This is a genomic window from Mesorhizobium sp. CC13, assembly GCF_039907765.1.
In the GTDB taxonomy this organism is placed as follows: domain Bacteria; phylum Pseudomonadota; class Alphaproteobacteria; order Rhizobiales; family Rhizobiaceae; genus Aminobacter.
In genome coordinates this window covers 472,062-494,764 of the sequence record NZ_JARDJI010000001.1, presented here as the reverse complement: position 1 = coordinate 494,764, position 22,703 = coordinate 472,062, and the positions used below count along the sequence as shown (strand labels likewise).

The 22,703-nt window shown below is 64.3% G+C and carries 15 protein-coding genes and 1 tRNA gene; 8 read left to right on the top strand and 8 right to left on the bottom strand.

The window, feature by feature from the left end; translation table 11 throughout:
• Positions 1 to 143 precede the first annotated feature (143 nt).
• The 5 genes from betI to betB are packed head-to-tail and all read left to right on the top strand — an operon-like array spanning position 144 to position 6,420.
• Entirely contained in the window at positions 144 to 737 is a 594-nt protein-coding gene (betI, locus tag PV773_RS02285; protein ID WP_347964772.1) for a transcriptional regulator BetI, read from the top strand.
• Positions 734 to 2,260, top strand: coding sequence for a choline-sulfatase (gene betC, locus PV773_RS02280; protein WP_347964771.1), 1,527 nt, complete (start codon positions 734 to 736; stop codon positions 2,258 to 2,260). The genes betI and betC overlap by 4 nt, the downstream gene beginning before the upstream one ends.
• Positions 2,257 to 3,258 carry a threonine/serine dehydratase gene (locus PV773_RS02275; protein WP_347964770.1) on the top strand — a complete coding sequence of 334 codons (1,002 nt, stop codon included), beginning with the start codon at positions 2,257 to 2,259 and terminating at the stop codon, positions 3,256 to 3,258. The genes betC and PV773_RS02275 overlap by 4 nt, the downstream gene beginning before the upstream one ends.
• The gene (gene betA / locus PV773_RS02270) at positions 3,251 to 4,903 is read left to right on the top strand and encodes a choline dehydrogenase (RefSeq protein WP_347964769.1); all 1,653 of its coding nucleotides are present in this window, start codon (positions 3,251 to 3,253) and stop codon (positions 4,901 to 4,903) included. Before PV773_RS02275 ends, betA begins: the two co-directional genes overlap by 8 nt.
• A gap of 53 nt (positions 4,904 to 4,956) precedes the next feature.
• The gene (gene betB / locus PV773_RS02265) at positions 4,957 to 6,420 is read left to right on the top strand and encodes a betaine-aldehyde dehydrogenase (RefSeq protein ID WP_347964768.1); all 1,464 of its coding nucleotides are present in this window, start codon (positions 4,957 to 4,959) and stop codon (positions 6,418 to 6,420) included.
• A 59-nt stretch (positions 6,421 to 6,479) separates the two neighbouring features.
• On the opposite strand, the gene PV773_RS02260 is transcribed toward betB, so the two are convergent.
• Both PV773_RS02260 and PV773_RS02255 read right to left on the bottom strand, forming a co-directional pair.
• Positions 6,480 to 8,720, bottom strand: coding sequence for a mannose-1-phosphate guanylyltransferase/mannose-6-phosphate isomerase (locus PV773_RS02260; protein ID WP_347964767.1), 2,241 nt, complete (start codon positions 8,718 to 8,720; stop codon positions 6,480 to 6,482).
• A gap of 11 nt (positions 8,721 to 8,731) precedes the next feature.
• On the bottom strand, positions 8,732 to 10,252 hold the full coding sequence (locus PV773_RS02255) for a phosphomannomutase/phosphoglucomutase (protein ID WP_347964766.1): 1,521 nt from the start codon (positions 10,250 to 10,252) through the stop codon (positions 8,732 to 8,734).
• 206 nt (positions 10,253 to 10,458) lie between these two features.
• Here PV773_RS02255 and PV773_RS02250 point away from each other — a divergent pair.
• The 3 genes from PV773_RS02250 (at position 10,459) to PV773_RS02240 (ending at position 13,344) form a co-directional block, all read left to right on the top strand.
• Positions 10,459 to 10,535: transfer RNA gene (locus PV773_RS02250), tRNA-Pro, on the top strand.
• Positions 10,536 to 10,986: 451 nt separating this feature from the next.
• Positions 10,987 to 11,592 (top strand): TadE/TadG family type IV pilus assembly protein, encoded by a 606-nt coding sequence (locus tag PV773_RS02245; protein ID WP_347964765.1) that lies wholly within the window; start codon positions 10,987 to 10,989, stop codon positions 11,590 to 11,592.
• Complete coding sequence (locus PV773_RS02240; RefSeq protein WP_347964764.1) at positions 11,593 to 13,344, top strand: pilus assembly protein TadG-related protein; 1,752 nt, start codon at positions 11,593 to 11,595, stop codon at positions 13,342 to 13,344. It abuts the gene before it with no gap.
• 61 nt (positions 13,345 to 13,405) lie between these two features.
• Here PV773_RS02240 and PV773_RS02235 read toward each other — a convergent pair whose 3' ends face one another.
• From PV773_RS02235 to glgX, 6 genes are all read right to left on the bottom strand, one after another.
• On the bottom strand, positions 13,406 to 15,022 hold the full coding sequence (locus PV773_RS02235; RefSeq protein ID WP_347964763.1) for an ABC transporter ATP-binding protein: 1,617 nt from the start codon (positions 15,020 to 15,022) through the stop codon (positions 13,406 to 13,408).
• Positions 15,023 to 15,026: 4 nt separating this feature from the next.
• Positions 15,027 to 16,145, bottom strand: a complete 1,119-nt coding sequence (locus PV773_RS02230; protein ID WP_347964762.1) for an ABC transporter permease subunit — start codon at positions 16,143 to 16,145, stop codon at positions 15,027 to 15,029.
• Positions 16,138 to 17,061 carry an ABC transporter permease subunit gene (locus PV773_RS02225; RefSeq protein ID WP_347964761.1) on the bottom strand — a complete coding sequence of 308 codons (924 nt, stop codon included), beginning with the start codon at positions 17,059 to 17,061 and terminating at the stop codon, positions 16,138 to 16,140. The genes PV773_RS02230 and PV773_RS02225 overlap by 8 nt, the downstream gene beginning before the upstream one ends.
• Before the next feature lie 69 nt (positions 17,062 to 17,130).
• The gene (locus PV773_RS02220; RefSeq protein WP_347964760.1) at positions 17,131 to 18,723 is read right to left on the bottom strand and encodes a peptide ABC transporter substrate-binding protein; all 1,593 of its coding nucleotides are present in this window, start codon (positions 18,721 to 18,723) and stop codon (positions 17,131 to 17,133) included.
• A gap of 188 nt (positions 18,724 to 18,911) precedes the next feature.
• Complete coding sequence (locus PV773_RS02215) at positions 18,912 to 20,552, bottom strand: alpha-glucosidase family protein (RefSeq protein ID WP_347964759.1); 1,641 nt, start codon at positions 20,550 to 20,552, stop codon at positions 18,912 to 18,914.
• On the bottom strand, positions 20,549 to 22,564 hold the full coding sequence (gene glgX, locus PV773_RS02210) for a glycogen debranching protein GlgX (protein WP_347964758.1): 2,016 nt from the start codon (positions 22,562 to 22,564) through the stop codon (positions 20,549 to 20,551). The genes PV773_RS02215 and glgX overlap by 4 nt, the downstream gene beginning before the upstream one ends.
• Positions 22,565 to 22,703: the final 139 nt, after the last annotated feature.

The following is a 22,703-nucleotide window of genomic DNA, read 5'->3' as shown; positions in this document are numbered from 1 at the left end:
CAGGCGATTCCAACGCCCTCAATTCCGTTCAACTATGAACAATTTTGACCAAGTTGCAATGCCGCAATTGGAACTACGAGCGCCGCGCATTTTCATTGATTGATGAGTCAATTAAAAATAAGGTCGCTCGCCGGAGGAAGCTGATGCCCAAGGTCGGAATGGAGCCGCTGCGTCGCAAGGCGCTGATCGACGCGACGATCTCTGCGATCGGCGAACGTGGCACGCTCGACGTGACGATGTCGGAGATTGCCGGCCGCGCCGGCGTGTCGTCGGCCCTCGCGCACCACTATTTCGGCGCCAAGGACGAACTGCTTGCCGCCACGATGCGGCACCTGCTGTCCGAACTCCTTATGGACACGACCGCGGCACTGCGGCTGGCAGAGACGCCGCGCGCCCGCGTTTCGGCCGTCATCTCGGTGAATTTCTCGGACAAGCAGTTCCGTTCCGAGACCATCGCTGCATGGCTTGCCTTCTACGTGGAAGCGCAGAAGTCGCCGGCGTTGCGCCGCCTGCTGCGTATCTATGCCCGCCGCCTCCAGTCCAATCTGATGAGCGGCCTGGGCCGGCTCCTGCCGCATGGCGAGGCTGAGCGCGTCGCCGAAGCGACGGCGGCGCTCATCGACGGCCTCTACATTCGGCGTGCCCTGCGCGACGGCATCCCCAATGCGGCGTCGGCCGTCGCGCTGGTCGAGGACTTTCTGGAAACCAAGCTTTCGCAGGTGTCACCGAAGCCATGACCCGCCAGCCGAACATCCTCATCATCATGGTCGACCAGCTGGCCGGGACCCTGTTCCCAGACGGGCCGGCCGGCTTCCTCCACGCCCCGCACCTCAAGGCGCTGGCAGCACGCTCGGCGCGGTTCAAGAACAACTACACCGCCTCTCCGCTCTGCGCGCCGGGCCGCGCCGCCTTTATGTCGGGCCAGCTACCGTCGCGCACCGGGGTCTACGACAACGCCGCCGAGTTCGCCTCGTCCATCCCGACCTTTGCCCATCACCTGCGTGCCGCCGGCTATCACACCGTGCTCTCGGGCAAGATGCATTTCGTCGGGCCGGACCAGATGCACGGCTTCGAGGAACGCCTGACGACCGACATCTATCCGGCCGATTTCGGCTGGACGCCGGACTACCGCAAGCCCGGCGAACGCATCGACTGGTGGTACCACAACCTCGGCTCGGTCACCGGCGCCGGCACGGCCGAGATCAGCAACCAGATGGAGTATGACGACGAGGTCGCCTTCCTGGCGACCCAGAAGCTCTACGACTTCGCCCGCGTCTCCGACCAGGCAGAGCGCCGCCCCTGGTGCCTCACCGTTTCGTTCACCCACCCGCACGACCCCTATGTCGCCCGGCGGCAGTACTGGGACCTTTACGAGGATTGCCCTGCCCTCGACCCCGAAGTCGGCTTCATCCCCGAAGACAAGCAGGACCCGCACTCGCAGCGCCTTTACCTCGCCAGCGACTACGCCAGCTTCGACATCACGCCCGAGCAGGTGCGCCGCTCACGCCGCGGCTACTTCGCCAACATCTCCTACATCGACGACAAGGTCGGCGAGCTGATGTCGGTGCTCGAGCGCACGCACATGCTCGACGACACGGTCATCCTGTTCTGCTCCGACCACGGCGACATGCTGGGCGAGCGCGGCCTGTGGTTCAAGATGTGCTTCTACGAAGGCTCGGCGCGCGTGCCGCTGATGGTCGCGGGCAAGGCCATCCCGAGCGGACGGATCGACGCACCGACCTCCAATCTCGACGTTCTGCCGACGCTGTGCGACCTCGCCGGAATCGACCTGACCGCCATAGCGCCCTGGACCGACGGCCAGTCGCTCGTTCCGCTCACCGCCGGCAAGCCGCGAACCGCCCCTGTGCTCATGGAGTATGCCGCCGAGGGTTCCTACGCCCCGCTGGTCGCCATCCGCGAAGGCCGCTTCAAGTTCGTCCATTGCGAGATCGACCCGCCGCAACTGTTTGATCTGGAATCGGATCCGCAAGAGCTTACCAACCTTGCAACCGATCCTGCTCACGCCGACCTCGTCGCCAGCTTCATGGCGAAGGTCCGCGCTCGCTGGGACATGGCGGCCTTCGATGCGGCCGTGCGGGAAAGTCAGGCGCGCCGCTGGGTTGTCTATCCCGCCCTGCGCAACGGCGCCTACTACCCGTGGGATTTCCAGCCGCTGCAGAAAGCGTCCGAGCGCTACATGCGCAACCACATGGACCTCAACGTGCTCGAAGAGAGCAAGCGTTTCCCGAGGGGCGAATGATGACAACGACGGTTCCGAGCCTGGACAGGCTGCGCCAGGCCTATGCCGAGACCTCGGGCGCGACCCAACTCACGCCGCTGCTCGAATCTGCAGCCCTTGCCCGTGAGTCGGGCGCTGCGCGCGTCTTCGTCAAGGCCGAGTCGCTGCAATGGGCCGGCTCGTTCAAGGCGCGCGGCGCCTACTGGCGGCTGAAGCAGCTGACAGCCGACGAGGCGAGGCGCGGCGTGGTCGCCTATTCCTCCGGCAATTTTGCCCAGGGCCTTGCCGCCGCCGGCCAGGCACTCGATATCCCCGTCACCATCGTCATGCCTATCGACGCCCCCGCCGCCAAGCGCGAAGCGACCAAGGGCTACGGCGCCCGCGTCGTGCTCACCGACCACGGCGATCGCGCCCGCGAAGAGGTCGCCGCAGCCAAGGCGCGCGAGATCTCGGAGACCGAGGGCCTCGCCCTGCTGCATCCGTTCGACGACCCGGAAATCGTCGCCGGCCAGGCAGGCGCCGGGCTCGAAGCGCTGGAACAGCTGGCGGCGAAGGGCGTCGCGGCCGACATCGTGCTCTGCCCGGTCGGCGGCGGCGGGTTGATCGGCGGCGTGTCGCTCGCCTTCCACTATCTTTCGCCGTCAACGCAGGTGTTCGCCGTCGAACCCGAAGGCTTCAACGGCATGGGCAGCTCGCTCGCCCACGGCGCCATCGAAACCATGCCGCTCGGCCCGAAGTCGATCTGCGACGGGCTGATGGCGCGCAAGCCGGGCGAAGCACCCTACGCAGCCGTGACGGCCACCAACGTGCGCGGCCTGACGGTCGACGACGCAACCGTCCGCGGCGCGATGAAGGTGGCATTCGAGCGCCTGAAGCTCGTGCTCGAGCCGTCGGGTGCTTCTTCGCTGGCGGCACTTCTGGGAGGAAAGGTCGACGTGTCCGGCAAGACCGTGCTCGTCGTCGCAACCGGCGGCAACGTCTCGCTCGCCGATTTTATGGTCCATGTGAACAATGCTTGAAGCAGATTTCGTAATCGTCGGCTCCGGCTCCGCCGGCTCGGCCATGGCCTACCGCTTGTCGGAGGACGGCAAGCACTCGGTGATCGTCATCGAATATGGCGGCACCGATTTCGGCCCGCTGATCCAGATGCCGTCGGCACTGTCGATTCCGCTCAACATGAGCCGCTACGACTGGGGCTATGCCAGTGAGCCGGAGCCGCATCTCGACGGTCGCGTACTGGCCACCCCACGCGGCAAGGTTTTGGGCGGCTCATCCTCGATCAACGGCATGGTCTATGTCCGCGGCCACGCCCACGACTTCGACCACTGGGCCGAACAGGGTGCTGCCGGCTGGGGCTACGCCGACGTGCTGCCCTACTTCAAGCGCATGGAACATGCGAACGGCGGCGAGGACGGCTGGCGCGGCACCTCGGGTCCGCTCAACATACAGCGCGGCCCCCGCAGGAACCCGCTCTACCAGGCCTTCGTCGAGGCGGGCCAGCAAGCCGGTTTCGAGCTGACCGAGGACTACAACGGCTCGAAGCAGGAAGGGTTCGGTGCCATGGAGCAGACCATCCATGGCGGTCGGCGCTGGTCGGTGGCCAACGCCTATCTGCGGCCGGCGCTGAAGCGCGGAAATGTCCGTGTCGTCAATGGCTTCGCCCGACGCGTGGTGATCGAGAATCAACGCGCGGTCGGTGTCGAGATCGAAGCTCGCAAGAAGATTCAGATCGTTAAGGCACGACGCGAGGTGATCATTGCTGCCTCCTCGATCAACTCGCCAAAGCTGCTGATGCTGTCTGGCATCGGACCCGCCGAGCACCTGAAGAAGCATGGCATCGCGGTGGTCGCCGACCGGCGCGGCGTCGGCCAGAACCTCCAGGACCACATGGAGCTCTACATCCAGCAGGAGGCGACGCAGCCGATCACCTTGCACTCGGTCTTCAACCCTTTCTCCAAGGCGCTGATCGGGGCCGAGTGGCTGCTGTTCAAGACCGGGCTCGGCGCCACCAACCATTTCGAGGCCGCAGCCTTCGTGCGCTCGAAAGCCGGCGTCGACTATCCCGATATCCAATTCCATTTCCTGCCGGCGGCCGTGCGCTACGACGGCAAGGCGGCGGCCAAGTCGCATGGCTTCCAGGCCCATGTCGGGCCGATGCGGTCGAAGTCGCGCGGCTCGATCAGCCTCAGGTCGAGCGATCCGTGGGCCAAGCCGGAAATCCGCTTCAACTACATGTCGCACCCCGACGACTGGGAGGACTTCCGCCACTGCATCCGCCTCACCCGCGAGATCTTTGCCCAGTCGGCCTTCGATCCGTTCCGCGGCAAGGAGATTTCCCCGGGCAGCCAGGTCCAGACCGACGAGCAGCTCGACGCATTCATCCGCGAGCATTCGGAAAGCGCCTACCACCCTTGCGGCACGTGCCGCATGGGTCGCGCCGACGACCCGACCAGCGTGGTCGATCCGGAATGCCGGGTGATCGGCGTCGAGGGCCTGCGCGTCGCCGACTCCTCGATCTTCCCGCGCGTGACCAACGGCAACCTCAACGGACCGTCGATCATGACCGGCGAGAAGGCGGCCGACCATATCCTCGGCCGATCCCCGCTCGCGCCGTCCAACCAGGAGCCGTGGATCAATCCGCGCTGGCAGGTCTCCGACAGATAGAGCATCATCCGGCCAACTCGCCCGGACACCGAAAATACAACTGGAGCAAACGCATGCGCGCCCAGCCCAAAGCCTCGCATTATGTCAACGGCCGCTACATAGACGACGAACGCGGAGCCCTGATCCCTGTTATGTATCCGGCCACCGGCGAGACAATCGCCGAACTGCGGTCGGCAACGCAGAACATCGTCGAGCTGGCCGTCGAGGCCGCGCGCGAGGCACAGCCGGCCTGGGCCCGTCTGAAGCCGGTCGAACGCGGCCGTATCCTGCGGCGGGCCGCCGACATTCTCCGCGCCCGCAATGAGGAGCTCTCCAGGCTGGAGACCCTCGACACCGGCAAGGCGATCCAGGAGACGCTTGTCGCCGACGCGGCGTCCGCCGCCGACTGCCTCGAGTTCTTCGCCGGGGCAGTAGCCGCCTTCAACGGCGACTATGTCGATCTCGGCGGTCCCTTCGCCTACACCAAGCGCGAGGCGCTCGGCGTCTGCGTCGGCATCGGCGCCTGGAACTATCCCATCCAGATCGCCGGCTGGAAGTCTGCCCCCGCGCTCGCCATGGGCAACGCCATGGTGTTCAAGCCTTCCGAAAACACGCCGCTGTCGGCGCTGGCTCTCGCGGAAATCTACACCGAAGCCGGTCTGCCCGACGGTCTGTTCAACGTCGTCCAAGGGTATGGCGACGTCGGCGCGGCGCTTGCCTCGCATCCGGTCGTCGACAAGATCTCGCTCACAGGCTCGGTGCCCACGGGCAAGAAGGTGCTGTCGCTCGCCGGCTCGCACATGAAGCATGCGACGATGGAACTCGGCGGCAAGTCGCCGATCATCGTCTTCGACGACGCCGACCTGGAGAACGCCATCGGCGGCGCCATGCTTGGCAACTTCTACTCGACCGGGCAGATCTGCTCCAATGGCACCCGCGTCTTCGTCCAGAAGGGCCTGCACGACCGCTTCGTCGAGCGCCTGGTCGAACGCACCAAGGCGATCCGCATCGGCGACCCGCTCGATCCCGACACCCAGATGGGCCCGCTGGTCAGCAAGGCGCAGCACGACAAGGTTCTCGACTACATCGCCGTCGGCAAGAACGAGGGCGCCGAGCTGCGCTGCGGCGGCGGCACACCGTCGCTGCAGGGCTTCGAGGGCGGCTTCTTCGTCGAGCCGACCGTCTTCGCCGGCGTCAAGGACGACATGCGCATCGCCCGCGAGGAAATCTTCGGTCCGGTCATGAGCGTTCTGTCCTTCGACAGCGAAGAGGAAGCGATCGCGCGCGCCAACGACACCGAGTTCGGCCTCGCGGCCGGCGTGTTCACCAAGGACATCACGCGCGGCCATCGCGTCATCGGTGAACTCAAGGCCGGCACTTGCTGGATCAACGCCTACAACCTGACGCCGGTCGAACTTCCCTTCGGCGGCGCCAAGCAGTCGGGCATCGGCCGCGAAAACTCGCTTGCCGCACTCCAGCACTATTCCCAGCTGAAAACTGTCTACGTCGAGACCGGCGACGTCGGCAGCCCGTACTGATCGTCCAGACCCAAAATGCGAAAGCCGGCCAATGGGCCGGCTTTTTCTTTGCCTGATCGCTAGTGAGCGACGTCCTCGGTCTTGTCGAGATACTGCGTCAGCGCCGTCACCAGATGGTAGAAGATGCTCGCCGGCACTTCCTTGGCCAGCGAGCGGCCGCGCTCGTCGATCTGGTCGATCCACAACCCTTGAGGCGCCGGATCGATGTGCCAGCGGAACAGGCGACCGACACGTGCCTCGATCTCGGGCTTGAGATCGGGGCCGCCGGTGCCGTCGAGCGCCACGGCCGCCTTGATCGCCTCGGTCTGCGGCCAGCTGCGCGAGATGCGGTCGAGCGGCAAGCCTTGCCGGGACACTGCGCCATAGGCCAGTCCCGTCGCGCGGTTGAGCCCGTTGGCGACAGCCGACGCATAGAGCTTGCGGCCGAAGGCAACCAGTTCCTTCTGGCCGCTCTTGTCGGCGAAGTCGACCAGCAGCGAAGCCCATTCGAAATGGTGGCCCGGCTCGGTCCACTGGCCCTTCTCGCCTGAGGCCGGATGCCAGTCGCGGTCGAAGAACTCGCCCAAGGTCCAGCTGTCGACTTCGAAGAAGTGGCTGCGGAACAGATCGATGATGCGGGCCGCGCGGCGCAGATACGCCCTGTCGCCGGTCACCGCATGCCAGGCGAGAAATGCCTCCAGCAGATGCATGTGCGGATTGGAGCGCCGCAAGCCTTCGCCGTCGGGGCTTTCCATGAAGCCCGTCATGCGCTCGTCCTCGAGGTGCTTGTCGAGGAAGGCGAAGGTCTGCTCGGCAAGCGCTAGCGCCTCGGCGTTGCCGACGCGATGCGCATGCGCCAGTGCCAAGAGCACGCAGGCGTGGTCGTAGGCGTCCTCGACCGGGTCGACGACACTGCCGTCGGGGTTCAGCGCCCGCACCCAGCCGCCGCGGTCGGTGCGGCCCTTGTCGGCCATGAAACGGATGCCATGGTCGATCAATTGGTCGGCATTGCCGTCCCAGCCGCGCTGCTTGGCCACCGCGAAGGCATAGACCTGGCGCGCCATCGTGCGCATGCGCTTGGGCTTGGCCAGCGGCCGCGCGTCGAAGCCGAGCGCCTCGTGGAACCCGCCGAACTGTTCGTCGACACCAACGGTGGACCACAGCGGCAACGTCTCGTCCATCAGCCAGTGCTGGACGCGCCGACGCCAGGCGCCGTTGGCCAGCACCCGGCCGTGCGCGGGCGTGAACTTCGTCTCCAGGCGCCCGCTTTTTTCGAGCTGCTCGACGATCTTCTTGACGTTCTGGCTGTGGCTGACCGGCGCGACGAAGGTCGCATCGGAGGTCGAGACAATGGCGACGTCCTTCATGCCGATCGCCGAAAGCAGCCGTCCGTCACCGCGCAGGTAGGAGTTTTCGCAGTCGATCGCAACCACGTCGCCGACGATGACATTGCCGTCCTTGTCGGAGGGGCTAACGTCGAGCAGCGACTGCCACGAGCCGAGATCGTTCCAGCGGAAACTCGCCGGCACCATGGCTATGCCACTGACACGCTCCATGATGGCATAGTCGATCGAATTGGACGGTATGGCCTGATAGGCATCCAGCGGCATGTAGACGCCGGAGAGATCGCTGGTCGCGGCCTTGAACGCAGTCTCGGCCTTCTGCCAGATTTCCGGCTGGTGCTTCAGGAAGGCGTCGCGCATGGCGCTTGCCTTGAACAGGAAGATGCCCGCGTTCCAGAAGAAGTTGCCGGCAGCGAGATAGACCTCCGCCGTCTTGAGGTCAGGCTTCTCGACGAAGCGCGTTACGTCGGACACGCCGCCGGTGTCGGCGCCAGCCTCGATGTAGCCGTAGCCCGTCTCGGGCGCGGTCGGGCGGATGCCGAACACAACCATGCGGCCGGCCCGGGCCGCCGGCACGCCGCGTTCGACCGTGTCCCAGAACTGACGCTGCGTCGAAATCTCGTGGTCCGAAGGCACCACCAGCACGATGCCGTCGCCATAGGCCTTGATCGTCTGCAGCGCGGCAATTGCCACCGCGGCAGCCGTGTTGCGGCCCGTCGGCTCGAAGATCGCGCCGCCGCCGGAAAGTTCGATCGCGGCAAGGTCGGCGCGCACCCGTGCCGCGTGGCGTTCCGATGCGATGAGGAAAATCGGCGTTTCGCCTTCGTCCCGTGCGGCCAGCCGCTTCAACGTCTTGACCAGCATCGAGCCGTCGCCCGAAAGATCATGGAACTGCTTGGGGTTGTCCTCGCGCGACAGCGGCCAGAGCCTGGAGCCCACGCCGCCACTCATGACAAAACTGGCGATTCTTTCAGCCATACCCGCTTCCCTCAGAAGGTCTGGTTGTAGGCGCCGACGGCCGGATTGCGCCTCAGCACCGCATCCACCGCATCGAACATCTCGCGCCGGCGCTCGGATGACACCGGGCTCTCCACCACCACGACCAGTTCCGGCTTGTTGGAGGATGCGCGCACCAGACCCCATGTGCCGTCCTCGGCAACGACACGCACGCCATTGACGGTCACGAGATCGACGATCTTCTGGCCGGCAAAGATCTCGCCACTGCGCTTCATCGCCTCGAAATCGGCGACCACCTTGTCGACGACGCCATATTTCAGCTCGTCGTCGCAATGCGGCGACATGGTCGGCGTGCCATAGGTCAGTGGCAGATCGCGATAGAGATCAGCCATCGACCTGCTTGGGCTGCGATCGAGCATCTGGCAGACGGCGATGGCCGTGACGATGCCATCGTCATAGCCGCGGCCGATCGGCGGATTGAAGAAGAAATGGCCGGACTTCTCGAAGCCGGCGATGGCGCCCAGTTCGGCGACGCGACGCTTGAGATAGGAGTGCCCGGTCTTCCAGTAGTCGGTCTTCGCGCCATTGGCAGCCAGCGCCTTGTCGGTGTTGAACAAGCCGGTCGACTTCACGTCGACGACAAAGGTCGAGTTCGGATAGAGCGCCGAGATATCGCGCGCGAGCATGACGCCCACCTTGTCGGCGAAGATCTCGTTGCCCTCATTGTCGACCACGCCGCAGCGGTCGCCGTCACCGTCGAAGCCGAGGCCGACGTCGGCGCCCGTCTCCAGCACCTTGTCCCTGATGGCATGCAGCATCTGCATGTCCTCGGGGTTGGGGTTGTAGCGCGGGAACGAGTGGTCGAGTTCGACGTCGAGCGGAATGACCTCGCAGCCGATGCGCTCCAGTGCCTCGGGTGCAAAGGCGCCGGCGGTGCCGTTGCCGCATGCGGCCACCACCCTCAGCCTGCGGGTGATGCGTTTGCCGGCGACGAGATCGTCGAGGTACGTCTTGCGGAAATCCGGCACGAATTCATAGGCACCGCCGCCGGTCAGGTCGAAGTCGCCGTTGAGGACGATCTGCTTGAGGGCCGTCATCTCGTCCGGACCGAAGGTCAGCGGGCGCTGCGCGCCCATCTTGACGCCGGTCCAGCCGTTCTCGTTGTGCGAGGCCGTCACCATGGCGACCGAGGGGGTGTCGAGCGCGAACTGGGCGAAATAGGCCATGGGCGACAGCGCCAGTCCGATGTCCTTGACGCGCGCGCCCGTGGCCATCAGGCCCGAAACCAGCGCCAGCTTGATCGACAGCGAATAGGAGCGGAAGTCGTGGCCCGTCACGATGTCCGGCCCGGCCCCGAGACGGCGAATCAGCGTGCCGACGCCCATTCCCAGCGCCTGCACGCCGATCAGGTTGAGCTCCGGCTCCTTGGCGGAACTCGGATGCCCGAACCACCAGCGTGCGTCGTACTCGCGGAAGCCGGTAGGCTTGACCAGCGCACGCGTCTCGAATTCGAAGCTGTTGGGTGTGGCCTGGCCCACTGGCTTGATGTTCACGACTATACTCCACCTGCGCAAACGCTGCGCATTCGCTCTAGCCTGCACCGATTACCGCAAGATTGAGGCGCTGTCCCCCCTTACGCAAAGGCAGCACAAAGGCTTAAAAGCACAGCAAGATTACCTACTTGCGAAAAATTGTGCCAGTCGGTCCTTTGGCGCTTGCAGGATACGGAAGCGGCAGCTATAAGCCCGCCGTCTGGTCACGGAGTGTAGCGCAGCCTGGTAGCGCACATCGTTCGGGACGATGGGGTCGCAGGTTCAAATCCTGCCACTCCGACCAGAAAAATCAAAGATGTGGGCCGCCATATCTTTCCCGGCCATACTCCCGCATAGATTTCATTCTACCGAACTTGCCGGACAATAGGTGTTCGCAGATTTTCTGCCATAGGAATACCTTCGGCCAATTCACGTTCCTTCATTTGCCATTTTGAGCAATGGCTTGACGCGGTGTCCGCCGATCCACATTACCATGTGTTTGATCTGCTTGGGGTACATAAATATAACCGATCAACCTCAGCTTGCACTGCCCTACAGAGGGCACGCTCCGCGGTCAAATTTCCTTAAAATCCCATTCGAATTTTATCTTCAAGCTTGAACAATTCTTGAGCATATTCCTTCACAAACTACTTCATTAGCAAAGCGATAATCTTCCAGAGGCAGGATGGCCTTGATCTTAGGAGCACCCAATTTGGTGTCCGGACATAGATCGCAGCCAACCGAACAGGTGGCACATGGAAGAGCATGAATACTTGAAGTACAAACCGTTTTCCAAAGAACTCCCTCACACTGCCAAGCTCATTTGTGCATTGAAGGCCTCTCGCCGGCACGCCAAGGCCGGAGCCGACGGTTCCAAGCCTTTTACGGAACTGATTGACCTTCATGACCGGCGGGGCATCCTGCCACGCACACGGCCTCCTGACCGACTTTCCTTCCTAATCAATCAAACCGGCACCTCAGCGATCGAATTCGCAATTGTCGTCCCGGTCTTCATCCTCCTCGTATTCGGGATGATCGCCTACGGAATCTTTTTCGGCGCCCTGCACTCCGTCCAGCAAATGGCAGCCGATGCAGCCCGCACGGCAATTGCGGGTCTCGATGAAGCCGAGCGCAAGACGCTCGCGCAGAGATACATCGATCTCAACGCCGACGGATATGTGTTCATCGACAGGAAGAAGCTCGTCGTCGACGTCAAGGACAGCGACAAGGACGGGCAGCAGTTCGTGGTCGCCTTGCGCTATGACGCGAGGCAGCTGCCGATCTGGAATCTCCTGCCAATCCTGCCGCTGCCCGAGCAGACCATTTCTCGATCGTCGACAATTAGGGTGGGGGGCATCTGAATGCGTGGGGCCATTCTGAACAAAATTGGCGCGTTTCGGCGGGCCTGCGGGGGCAACATCGCGACGATGTTCGCGCTGACGCTGCCGATCGGCCTCGCGGTCGCAGCCTTCGCGGTCGATGAAGGCTCGCTCTACGTCGAGCGCCGGGAAGCACAGTCGATCACCGACCTCGCGGCCATCTACGGTGCGGCGAACATCGGCAAGGCCAACGAGGCCGTTCTGAAGGCGTTCGCCAACAATGGCAACGGCGACGTGTCGCTGGTCGGAAGTCTCGACGTCGAGCCCACGCTTGTGGGCTACAAACAGGTCCTCGTGGAGAAAGGCCACTACGCAGCCGATCCCAGCGTTGCCGCCCTGCAGCGGTTCGTCGTGGGGGCAACACCCTTCAATGCCGTTCGCGTCACCTTCCGCAAGGACGGCACCACCTATTTCGCCGGTGCCCTTCTGGGCGATCGGCAGATCGTCACGACCGCGGTCGCCAGCGCGCCAGCGGAGGCGGCGTTCTCGGTCGGGTCACGCCTGGCGAGCCTCAAGGACGGCGTGCTCAACGGCATCCTCGGCGGACTGCTGGGCACGAACCTGTCGCTGAGCCTGATGGACTACAACGCGCTCGCGGCTGTCGACGTCGATGCACTCCAGTTCATGGATGCGCTGGCGACCGAGCTCAAGATCACGGCGGGCACCTATAACGATGTCCTGAAATCGGAGGCGACGGTAGGCCAGGTGCTGTCGGCGCTGGCAACCACGACGGCGGACAAGGCAGCCGATGTAGCGATCGCCAAGCTCTTGGGCGCCAACATCTCGCAATCGCTAAAGGTGCCGCTGTCGCATTTCCTGGACCTGGGCCAGGTCGGCAAGCTCGCGCTTGGCAAGGGTGCTTCGGCGTTCGACGCCAAGGTAGGCGTCATGGAACTGATCGGCGCGGCCGCGGCCATCGCCAACGGGACAAACCAAGTCGCGGCGAACATAGGCGCCGGACTGCCCCCGCTTGCCGCCGTCACCGTCAACGTCGCCATCGGCGAGCCGCCGCAGGGTGGCACATGGTTCGCCATCGGCGAGGCAGGCAAGATCGTCAGGACCGCGCAGACCAGGCTCAAGATCGAAGCCGCCGTCGGGTCGAGTGGCCTGTTGGGCGGCAATCTGGGCACGTCGATCAGGCTGCCGCTCTATGTCGAACTGGCCTATGCCGAGGCGCAGCTCAAGAGCGTGTCCTGCCCTACCGGCAAGCCGGCAAGCGCCATCGTGACCGTGGCCGCGCAGCCCGGCGTGGCCGAAGTATGGCTCGGCGACATCAATCCCGCCGACCTGAAGGTCTTCACCAAGAAGCCGGTGGTACAGCCCGCTCACATCGTCCACGCCGGTCTCGGACTGATCAGGGTCGACGTCATCGGGAGCGCCCATATAGACATCGGCAACATGTCGCCGACGACGAAGACCTTCACCAAGAGCGATATCGACAACCGGGTCGTAAAGAACGTTTCGTCCCGCAACCTGACGCAATCGCTGACGGCCTCGCTGATCGGCGATCTGTCGCTCGGGATAGACGTCGACCTGCTGGGCCTCATCCCAATCGGCCTGTTCGTGCCGAGCGACAATGCGGTCAAGTCCACGGTCACCAGCCTGCTCAGCGGCGTGACGGCGCCGGTCGACGAGTTGCTCTACAATACGCTGATGCTCCTCGGCGTGAAGGTCGGCGAGGCCGACATCCGCGTCCATGGCGTAAACTGCGGCAGGTCGGTCCTCGTGCTCTGAACGCAGACGGGTCCGGAGTAGATCTCCGGACCCGCCAATTCTCGGTCGAAAGCTTGTGTCGTCAGGCGGACTGGCGGAACTTCGTCTCGTCGATCGCAGCCGCCATCAGGGTCTTGGTATAGGCTTCGCGCGGATTGCCGAAGATCTCGTCCGTCGGCCCCTCCTCGACGATCTTCCCTTGCTTCATGACGATGATGTAGTCCGACATGGCGCGGACCACCGCGAGATCGTGGCTGATGAACAGGTAGGACAGGTCGTGGTCGGCCTGCAGCTTGCGCAACAGTTCGACGATCTGCTTCTGCACGGAGCGGTCGAGGGCCGATGTCGGCTCGTCGAGCACGACCACCTTCGGCTTGAGGATCATCGCCCTGGCAATGGCGATGCGCTGCCGTTGCCCGCCAGAGAACTCGTGCGGGTAGCGGTTGCGGGCCGCGGGATCGAGGCCGACCTCGCGCAGCGCCGCGACGGCGCGTGCGTCCCGGTCCTTGGCGGACAGCGACGGCTCATGCACCAGAAGACCCTCGGTGACGATCTGGCCGACCGTCATGCGCGGCGAGAGCGACCCGAACGGATCCTGGAAGACGAGTTGCAGCTCGCGCCGCAGCGGCCGCATTTCACCCCGGTCCGCCTTGGACAGATCGTGGCCGGCAAAGCGGATCGATCCTTCGCTGGGCAATAGCCTGAGCAGCGCCCGGCCGAGTGTCGACTTGCCTGAACCCGACTCGCCGACGATGCCGATCGTCTGGCCGCGCTTCAGCGTCACCGAAATGCGATCCACCGCCTTCAGCAGCATCGGCGGGCCGGCCAGGAAGCCGCCGCCGATCTTGAACTCGACCTCGACGTTGCGTCCATCCATGAGAACGGGCGCGCTGTCGGGCGGCGCCGCCTTGTGGCCGGTCGGCTCCGCAGCGAGCAGCATCTTGGTATAGTCGTGCCTGGGATTGGCGAAGAGTTCGTCGGTCCGCCCCTCCTCCATCACCTCGCCCGAGCGCATGACATAGACGCGGTCGGCGAAGCGCCGGACGATGCCGAGGTCGTGGGTGATGAAGACGATCGCCATGCCGAGCTTCTTCTGAAGTTCGGCGAGCAAGGTCAGGATCTGCGCCTGGATGGTCACGTCGAGCGCGGTCGTCGGCTCGTCGGCGATCAGGATGTCGGGGTCGTTGGCGAGCGCCATGGCGATCATCACGCGCTGGCGCTGGCCGCCCGACATCTCGTGCGGATAGGATTTCAGGCGCCGTTCCGGATCCGGGATCTTGACCAGATGCAGCAGCCTGAGAGCTTCGCTGCGCGCCTCCGCTGCACTCAGCCCGCGATGGCGGCGGATCGGCTCCATGAGCTGGTTGCCGATCGTGTAGAGCGGATCGAGCGAGGTCATCGGCTCCTGGAAGATCATGCTGATCTTTCGGCCGCGAACCTGGTTCAGTTCCGACTTGCTGAGCGTCAGCAGGTTCTTGCCGCGATAATCGACGGCCCCCTTCGCCTCGCCGTTGGAGGCGAGAAGGTTCATGGCCGCCATCATCGTCTGGCTCTTGCCGGAGCCCGACTCGCCGACAACGGCAACCGTCTCGCCGGCATCGACGTGGAGGTTGATGCCCTTGACCGCGTCGACGGCGCCGTCGAGCGTGCGGAAACGGACGCGCAGGTCCTTGACCGAAAGGATGGTTTCGCTTGCCATCGCCTCACCTGTCCTTCGGATCGAGGGCGTCGCGCAGCCCGTCGCCGATGAAATTCAGCGCGAACAGCGTGGACACCAGGAAAAAGGCTGGGAACAGAAGCAGCCAGTTGGCAGTGCCGATGTTCTTGGCGCCGACGGAGATGAGCACGCCCCAGCTCGTCATCGGCTCCTGCACGCCGAGCCCCAGGAAGGACAGGAAGCTCTCCAGGATGATGACCTGCGGCACCAGCAGCGTCATGTAGATCACCACCGGTCCGAGCAGGTTGGGGATCACGTGCCTCTGCACGATCCCGCGCGACCGCACGCCGAGGGCTTCCGCCGCCTGCACATACTCCTGCCTGCGGATCGACAGCGCCTGACCGCGGACGATGCGTGCCATGTCGAGCCACAGCACCGCGCCCACCGCCAGGAACATCAAGACGAAGTTCCGCCCGAAAAAGACGACGAGCATGATGACGAAGAAGATGAACGGCAGCGAATAGAGCACGTCGACGATGCGCATCATGACCTCGTCGGTCTTGCCGCCCATGAACCCGGACGTGGCGCCGTAGATAACGCCGATGACCACCGCGACGATGCCGGCGAGCAGTCCGATCGCAAGCGAGATGCGGCCCGCCATCAGGGTCCGCGACAGCAGGTCGCGGCCGGTGTTGTCGGTACCGAAGAGGAAATATTGCTGCTTGATCGAGGCGCTGACCACCATCGAAAGCCCGTCGGCAGACTTGCTCTCGACCTTCCCGCCGTCGAGCGTGTCGGAACGGTCGACGTAGCGGATGTTGCGCTCGTCGATGGGCTTGGTCGAGCTGAGCGTCATGAACACCTGCTCGCCCTCCTGGCGCCATTCCTTGAGATCGACGCGCATGCGCTTGACCACGTCGTTCAAAGCGGTTTCGACCATCTCCGGCTTCGGATAGGCAGAAAGGCTCGGCGGCGTGCGGACGTAGTCGGCGTAGATGGTCGTGTACTGATGCGGCACGAACAGTGGACCGGCAATACAGACGACGGCGATGAAGATGAGATAGAACAGGCTGACCATGGCAGCCTTGTTGGCCTTGAGGCGCGCCCAGGCGTCAGCCCACAGGGAACGCCCGACGACGGGCGTGGCGATGGCGGTATCAGTCATAGCGGACCCTCGGGTCGAAGACCGCGTAGAGAATGTCGACGATCAGGTTGAAGGCGATGGTGAACAGCGCGATGACGACGACGGTCCCCATGACGAGCGTGTAGTCGCGGTTGAGCGCGGCATCGACGAAGTAGCGCCCAACGCCCGGAATTGCGAAGATGGTCTCCACCACGATCGAGCCGGTCAGAAGGGCCGCGGCTGCGGGGCCCGCATAGGAAACGATCGGCAGGACGGCACCGCGCAAGGCGTGTTTGACCACGACCGACCAGTTGGAAAGCCCCAGTGCCTTTGCCGTGCGGATGTGATTGGAGCGCAGCGACTCGATCATCGATCCACGCATCAGGCGCGCGACGATGGCGATCTGCGGCAGCGACAGGGTGATGATCGGACCGATCTTGTTGATCAGCGCACCGTCGCCCCATCCGCCGATCGGCAGCAGCTTCCAGGTCAGGCCGAACAGCAACTGGATAACCGGCGCGATCACGAAGGTCGGAATCGTGCTGCCTGCAGTCGCCAGCGCGATGACCGAATAGTCGCCGACCTTGTTCTGGTTGAGCGCAGCGATCACGCCGAGCACGGTGCCGACGGCCAGCGCCAGAATCAGCGCCGAGCCCCCGAGCTGAATCGAAATCGGCAGGCCCTTGGCGAAAAGCTCGGTGACGGTGAAGTCCGGCAGGTTGTAGCTCGGACCGAAATTACCCTGCAGCAGATTCTTCAGATAGTTGACGTACTGCAGCCAGAGCGGGTCGCTGAGACCGAACTGCGCTTCGAGATTGGCCTTGATCTCGGGACTGAGGCCCCGCTCCTGGTTGAAGGGGCCGCCGGGGGCGACGCGGATCAGGAAGAAGGCAAGTGTGACGATGACGAACATCGTCGGGATCGCGGTCAAAAGCCGCCTGAAAACATAGAGGAACATCGTACCTACGCCTCGCAAGAAACCCGGGAAACCGCCGCCCCCGGTTCGGGGACGGCGGCAGTGCCGGGACTATTCCTTGCTGACAAAGCGCGAGGGGTGCACGTCCATGACGTTTTCGTCAAAGCCCTTGAGCTTCGGCGAAACCAGGTTCTTGTAGCTGTAGTAGAGCAGCGGGATCTGGCCGACATCGTCGATCAGCACGCGTTCTGCTTCCTGCATGTCCTTCAGGCGGGCTTCCGGCTTGCCGCCATCGGCCGCAGCCTTGTCCATCAGCTCTTCGAATTTCGGGCTGTTGTAGTTCGAGTAGTTGTTGCCCGAGGCCTTGCGCGAGATGCCGAGGAAGCTTTCGGGATCCTTGTAATCGGCAATCCAGCCGGCGCGGGCGACGTCGAAGTCACCCTTCTGCTCCAGGTGCCCGTAGTGCGTCTTGGTGTCGGTATTGAGCAGCGACACTTCGATGCCGAGCGGCTTCAGTTGCTCCTGGATCGCGACCGCCGTGTTTTTGTGGTTCTCCGACGTGTTGTAGCGGATCTCCATCTTCAGCGGCTTGTCCGGGCCGTAGCCGAGCTTCTCGAGGATCTTCTTGGCTTCGTCCTCACGGTCGATCTGCGACATCTCGGCGAACTTGGCGACCGAAGGCGTGTAGCCCTCGATGCCGGGCGGCACCATCGAATAGCCGGGCAGCATCGAATTCTGCCAGACCTTCTCGGCGAGGAAGTCGCGGTCGATAGCCATCGAGACGGCGTTGCGCAGCTCGACATTGTCCCAGGGAGCCTTGTCGGTCTTGATCGCGTAGTAGTAGGTGCCGAGATAGGCGCCGATGCGCAGCTGATCGCCGAACTTGGCCTTCAGGTCGGCCATCTGCTCGGTCGGAATGTCGTCGTTCGAGTCGAGCTCGCCGGCCTCGAAGCGCTTGATGGCGGTCGAGCGATCCTCGGTCGGATAGTAGTTGACGACGTCGAGCTTCACATTGGCTGCGTCATGGAACTTCGGGTTCTTGACCAGCTTGATGTGATCGTTCGGCACGAACTCAGCGAGCGTGAATGCACCGTTCGACACCAGGTTTCCGGGCTTGATCCAATCGGCGCCGAGCTTCTCGATAGCTGCCTTGTTGACCGGATATGTAGACTGATGCGTCAGCATTTCGAGGAAATACGGGGTCGGGGCCTTCAGCGTGACCTCGAAGGTGTTGGCGTCGACCGCGCGCACGCCAAGTTCTTCCGGCTTCATCTTGCCCTTGTTCACCTCTTCGCCATTCTTCACGACGTAGAGCATCGATGCATACTCGGCGCCGGTGGCCGGATCCTGGAGGCGGCGGAACGAGTAAACGAAGTCGTCTGCCGTCACCGGGCTGCCATCGGACCAGGTCGCGCCCTGGCGCAGCTTGAAGGTGTAGACGGTGCCATCGTCCGAGACCGTCCAGCTTTCGGCCGCGCCCGGAATGATCTCGGCCTTCTGGTCCTGCATCACCAGGCCTTCGAACAGGTCGCGCAGGATGTGCGCCTCATAGACCGTCGAGGTCTTGTGCGGATCAAGCGATTCCGGATCGGCGGAGTTGCCGCGGTTGTAGACCACTTCGGCAAAGGCCGGCATCGATACCGCGCCGGCGGCCAGCGCCAGTGTCGTGGCAAACACAGTCGCTTTCAGCAAGTTTTTCAGCATGGCTTCATTCTCCCAAGTCGGCGTGTTCCCCGTAGACACGGCCTCGCCTAGTTGCGCCCGAATGCCGGACTTGGCCGGCTTCGTTGAGCGGGCTGGCGTTCCCAAGCGCCAGCGGTGGCTGAACACTATCCACGACAATTTCTTATTTCAACACGACTCGTGCTCACCTAAAGTCAACCTGAGCGCGTTCAAAACAAGCGTCCGATAAGATAACCGAGCGGCGGGATGACAAGCCGGTCCCCCCTCCGCGCCCCGCCCGAGCCCGGGAAGTCGACTTTACCGAGGCTGGAATCCTCGCCGTTCAGCGGCAACAGCGCCTCGCGCTCGGAGAAGTTGAAGGCGCAGATCAGCCTCCGGCCGCCGGCGGTGCGCACGAAGGCCAGAACGTCGTCGTTGGTTTCGAGCAACGAAATCGAGCCGTGGATAAGCTCTGGATGCTGGCGCCGCGCCGCCAGCACGGCGCCATAGTGCGACAGAATCGATGCCGGATCGCGCAGTTGCCGGTCGGCCGCGAGCGCGCGGTGCTCGGCAGGGATCGGCAGCCATGGCCTGCCGTCGCTAAAGCCGCCCTGTTCCGCCTGGGCGTCCCAGACCATCGGCGTGCGGCAACCGTCGCGCCCCTTGTAGCCCGGCCAGAAGCGGATCCCGTAGGGGTCGCGCAGATCCTCGAAGGCGAGTTCCGCCTCGCCGAAACCGAGTTCCTCGCCCTGGTAGATGCAGATCGATCCGCGCAGGCAGGCGAGCAGCGCGATCGAGAACCTGGCCACCGCTCCGGGGTCGCCCCCGGGCCGTGTCCAGCGGGTCACGTGGCGGATCACGTCATGGTTGGAGAAGGCCCAGCACACCCAGCCGTCGGCAACCGCGGCCTCGAAGTCGGCGATGCACTTGCGCACATGTCCGGCCGAGAACTTCGGCCCCAGGAGGTCGAAGGTGTAGCACATGTGCAGCTTGTCGCCGCCCGACGTGTAGTTGGCGACCGTCTGCAGCGAGCGCTCGCCGTCGCCCACCTCGCCGACCGAGGCGCGGCCGCCGAATTCGTCCAGCAAGATCCTGAATCGCTTGAGGAATTCGATGTTCTCAGGACGCGTCTTGTCGAACAGGTGATCCTGGTATTCGTAAGGGTTCTTCTCGTCGATCTCGCCCGAGATGCTCTTCTCCAGCGGCGGATTGTCCCTCAGCCACTTGTCGTGGACGTAGAAGTTCACCGTGTCAAGGCGGAAGCCGTCGACGCCCCGGTCGAGCCAGAAGCGCACCGTTTCCAGCAGCGCCTTCCGGACCTCGGGATTGTGAAAATTGAGATCGGGCTGCGAGGCGAGGAAGTTGTGCAGGTAATATTGCCTGCGCGTCGAATCCCACTCCCAGGCCGGACCGCCGAAGATCGACATCCAGTTGTTGGGCGCGGTGCCGTCCGGCTTCGGGTCTGCCCAGACGTACCAGTCGGCCTTTTCATTGTCGCGGCTGGCGCGGCTCTCCACGAACCAGGGATGCTTGTCGGACGAGTGCGACAGCACCTGGTCGATGATGATCTTGAGGCCGAGCCGATGCGCCTCTGCGACCAGCGCATCGAAATCGGCGAGCGAGCCGAACATCGGGTCGACGTCGCAATAGTCCGAGACGTCGTAACCCATGTCGGCCATCGGCGACTTGAAGAAGGGCGACAGCCAGACCGCATCCGCGCCGAGCGCTGCGATGTGCGGCAGGCGGCGCGTGATGCCGGCAAGGTCGCCGCTGCCGTCGCCGGTCGAGTCCTGGTAGGAGCGCGGATAGACCTGGTAGATGACGCAGCCGCGCCACCAATCATCGCCCTTGCTCGAAGCCTGCATCGTCATTGTCCTTTCGCCTCAGTGCCCACCGGCGTCTCGCGCGCGAAGCCTACGCTGCGTGCGGGCACGGCAAGCTTGTCTCCCGCAGCCTCGGGGCCGCCGGCAGCCGGCCGCCATTCTAAGCCTTCGCGCCGAGGCAGGACGAAGGAGGCGTTGCGCCGTGCGCCATTGACCAGCACCGCCAGCCGCCCCCCGTGGGGCGTGCCGCTCCCCAAGAGCATGGCCAGGCAACGGCGGTCGGGCTCGCGCCAGTTGGCGTCGCTCATCGGTCGGCCCGCCTCGGTCAGCCATTCGACATCGGCGACCGTCCCTCCGTCACGCAGTGCACCACTCAGGAAGCCAAGCTCGCCAAGGGCCGGGAAGTCTCGCCGCAGCCTGGAGAGCAATGCGACGAAATCTTCCAGGCCGGTGTCGCGCTCGGCCCAGTCCAGCCAGGTCAGCTCGTTGTCCTGGGCATAGGCGTTGTTGTTGCCATGTTGCGTGCGGCCGAACTCGTCGCCGGCGGTCAGCATGATGGTGCCGCGCGAGGCAAACAGCGTCGCCAGCAAGGCGCGCATGTCGGCTTCCCGCTCGGCCGCTATTTCGGGATCGCGGCTTTCGCCCTCGACGCCGTTGTTCCAGGAGAAGTTCTCGTTGTGGCCGTCGTGGTTGTGCTCGCCGTTCGCCTCGTTGTGCTTGCGTTCGTAGCGAACGATGTCGGCCAGCGTCATGCCGTCATGGGCGGCGACGAAATTGACCGTCCGTGTGCGCGCGCCGCCGCCGAACACGTCCGACGAGCCGGCGAGCCGCGTCGCCAGTGCGCCGACCATGCCACGATCACCTCGCCAGAAGCGGCGGACGTCGTCGCGATAGCGGTCGTTCCATTCGAGGAACTTGTAAGGGAAGCCGCCCAGCCTGTAGCCGTTGTGGCCGATGTCCCACGGTTCGGCGATCAGCACGCGGTCGCCGATGACCGGGTCGTCGCACATCGCCCTCAGCAATGGGGCATCCGCGCTGAACTCGCCGCCGACCCGCCCCAGGACCGGCGCCAGATCGAAGCGAAACCCGTCGACGCCGGCATGGAGGACAAAATGCCGGAGGCTGTCGAGGATAAGTTCCCGGGCGATGGGATGGTCGCAAGCGAGCGTGTTGCCGGTGCCGGTGTCGTTGACGTAGCGACCCGGGTCATCGGCGGAACGATAGTAGGCGCGGTTGTCCAACCCGCGCAGCGACAGCGTCGGGCCGAGCTCGTCGCTTTCGGCGGTATGGTTGAACACCAGGTCGAGGAGTACGCCGATGCCCGCGTCGCGAAGTGCTACCACGGCCTGGCGGAGGTCATCGATGCCGTTGGGCGCAAGCCGTGGATCGAGCGCCATGAAGGTCACGGGATTGTAGCCCCAGGCATTGCTCAGCCCCAGCGCCGGCAGGTGCCGCTCGTCCATCGTCGCCGTGACCGGCATCAATTCGACCGCCGATACCCCGAGCTTGACGAAGTGCTCGATCACGACCGGCTCCGCAAGTGCACGGATCGTGCCGCGGAGACGTTTCGGCACCCCAGGATGAGCCATCGTGAAGGCGCGCACCGGCACCTCGTAGATCAGACCGCCGGGCCGGAAGACCGGCGCGGTCCGTTCAACTCGCGGCAGCGTCTGCACCACCGCCTTCGGCATCAGCCCGGCCGTATCCGTCCCCTCACCGCGCCGCGCCGCCAGCCTGCCGTCGTAGCGGTAGGGCCGGTCGATGCGGACCGCATATGGATCGACCAGCAGCTTGTCTGGATCGAACCATAGACCCTCTTCGGGCGCGTAGGCACCATCGGCACGGAAGCCGTAGCAGGTCCCCTCCGCCAATCCCGGAACGGTCAAGGCGAAGACGCCATCGACTTGACTTTCAAGCTCCAGCCGGTTCGTCTCCGCCTTGCCTTCGGCATCGAAGATCGCAACCCACATGCGCTCCGCCGCGCCCGACCAGGCAGCGAAGCGGATGCCGCCATCGGTGATGGTCGCGCCCAATTTTTCGTCGGGGCGACGCTTCATCATCGGGCGGGACGCGTGCGGTTGGCCAATCTCCCCCCTTGTGGGGGAGATGTCCGGCAGGACAGAGGGGGGTGGGAAGGAACGCAATCTAGCCGGCTATGAAGAACGTGCGGCGCAGTTCCGTTGCGGCGATCAGAAATGG

Coding starts and splice junctions, on each gene's coding strand:
- betA (WP_347964769.1), top strand. CDS start 3,251: ATGCTTGAAGCAGATTTCGTAATCGTCGGCTCCGGCTCCGCCGGCTCG.
- PV773_RS02220 (WP_347964760.1), bottom strand. CDS start 18,723: ATGCTGAAAAACTTGCTGAAAGCGACTGTGTTTGCCACGACACTGGCG.
- betB (WP_347964768.1), top strand. CDS start 4,957: ATGCGCGCCCAGCCCAAAGCCTCGCATTATGTCAACGGCCGCTACATA.
- PV773_RS02235 (WP_347964763.1), bottom strand. CDS start 15,022: ATGGCAAGCGAAACCATCCTTTCGGTCAAGGACCTGCGCGTCCGTTTC.
- PV773_RS02230 (WP_347964762.1), bottom strand. CDS start 16,145: ATGACTGATACCGCCATCGCCACGCCCGTCGTCGGGCGTTCCCTGTGG.
- glgX (WP_347964758.1), bottom strand. CDS start 22,564: ATGATGAAGCGTCGCCCCGACGAAAAATTGGGCGCGACCATCACCGAT.
- PV773_RS02225 (WP_347964761.1), bottom strand. CDS start 17,061: ATGTTCCTCTATGTTTTCAGGCGGCTTTTGACCGCGATCCCGACGATG.
- PV773_RS02240 (WP_347964764.1), top strand. CDS start 11,593: ATGCGTGGGGCCATTCTGAACAAAATTGGCGCGTTTCGGCGGGCCTGC.
- PV773_RS02260 (WP_347964767.1), bottom strand. CDS start 8,720: ATGGCTGAAAGAATCGCCAGTTTTGTCATGAGTGGCGGCGTGGGCTCC.
- PV773_RS02215 (WP_347964759.1), bottom strand. CDS start 20,552: ATGACGATGCAGGCTTCGAGCAAGGGCGATGATTGGTGGCGCGGCTGC.
- PV773_RS02245 (WP_347964765.1), top strand. CDS start 10,987: ATGGAAGAGCATGAATACTTGAAGTACAAACCGTTTTCCAAAGAACTC.
- betC (WP_347964771.1), top strand. CDS start 734: ATGACCCGCCAGCCGAACATCCTCATCATCATGGTCGACCAGCTGGCC.
- betI (WP_347964772.1), top strand. CDS start 144: ATGCCCAAGGTCGGAATGGAGCCGCTGCGTCGCAAGGCGCTGATCGAC.
- PV773_RS02275 (WP_347964770.1), top strand. CDS start 2,257: ATGATGACAACGACGGTTCCGAGCCTGGACAGGCTGCGCCAGGCCTAT.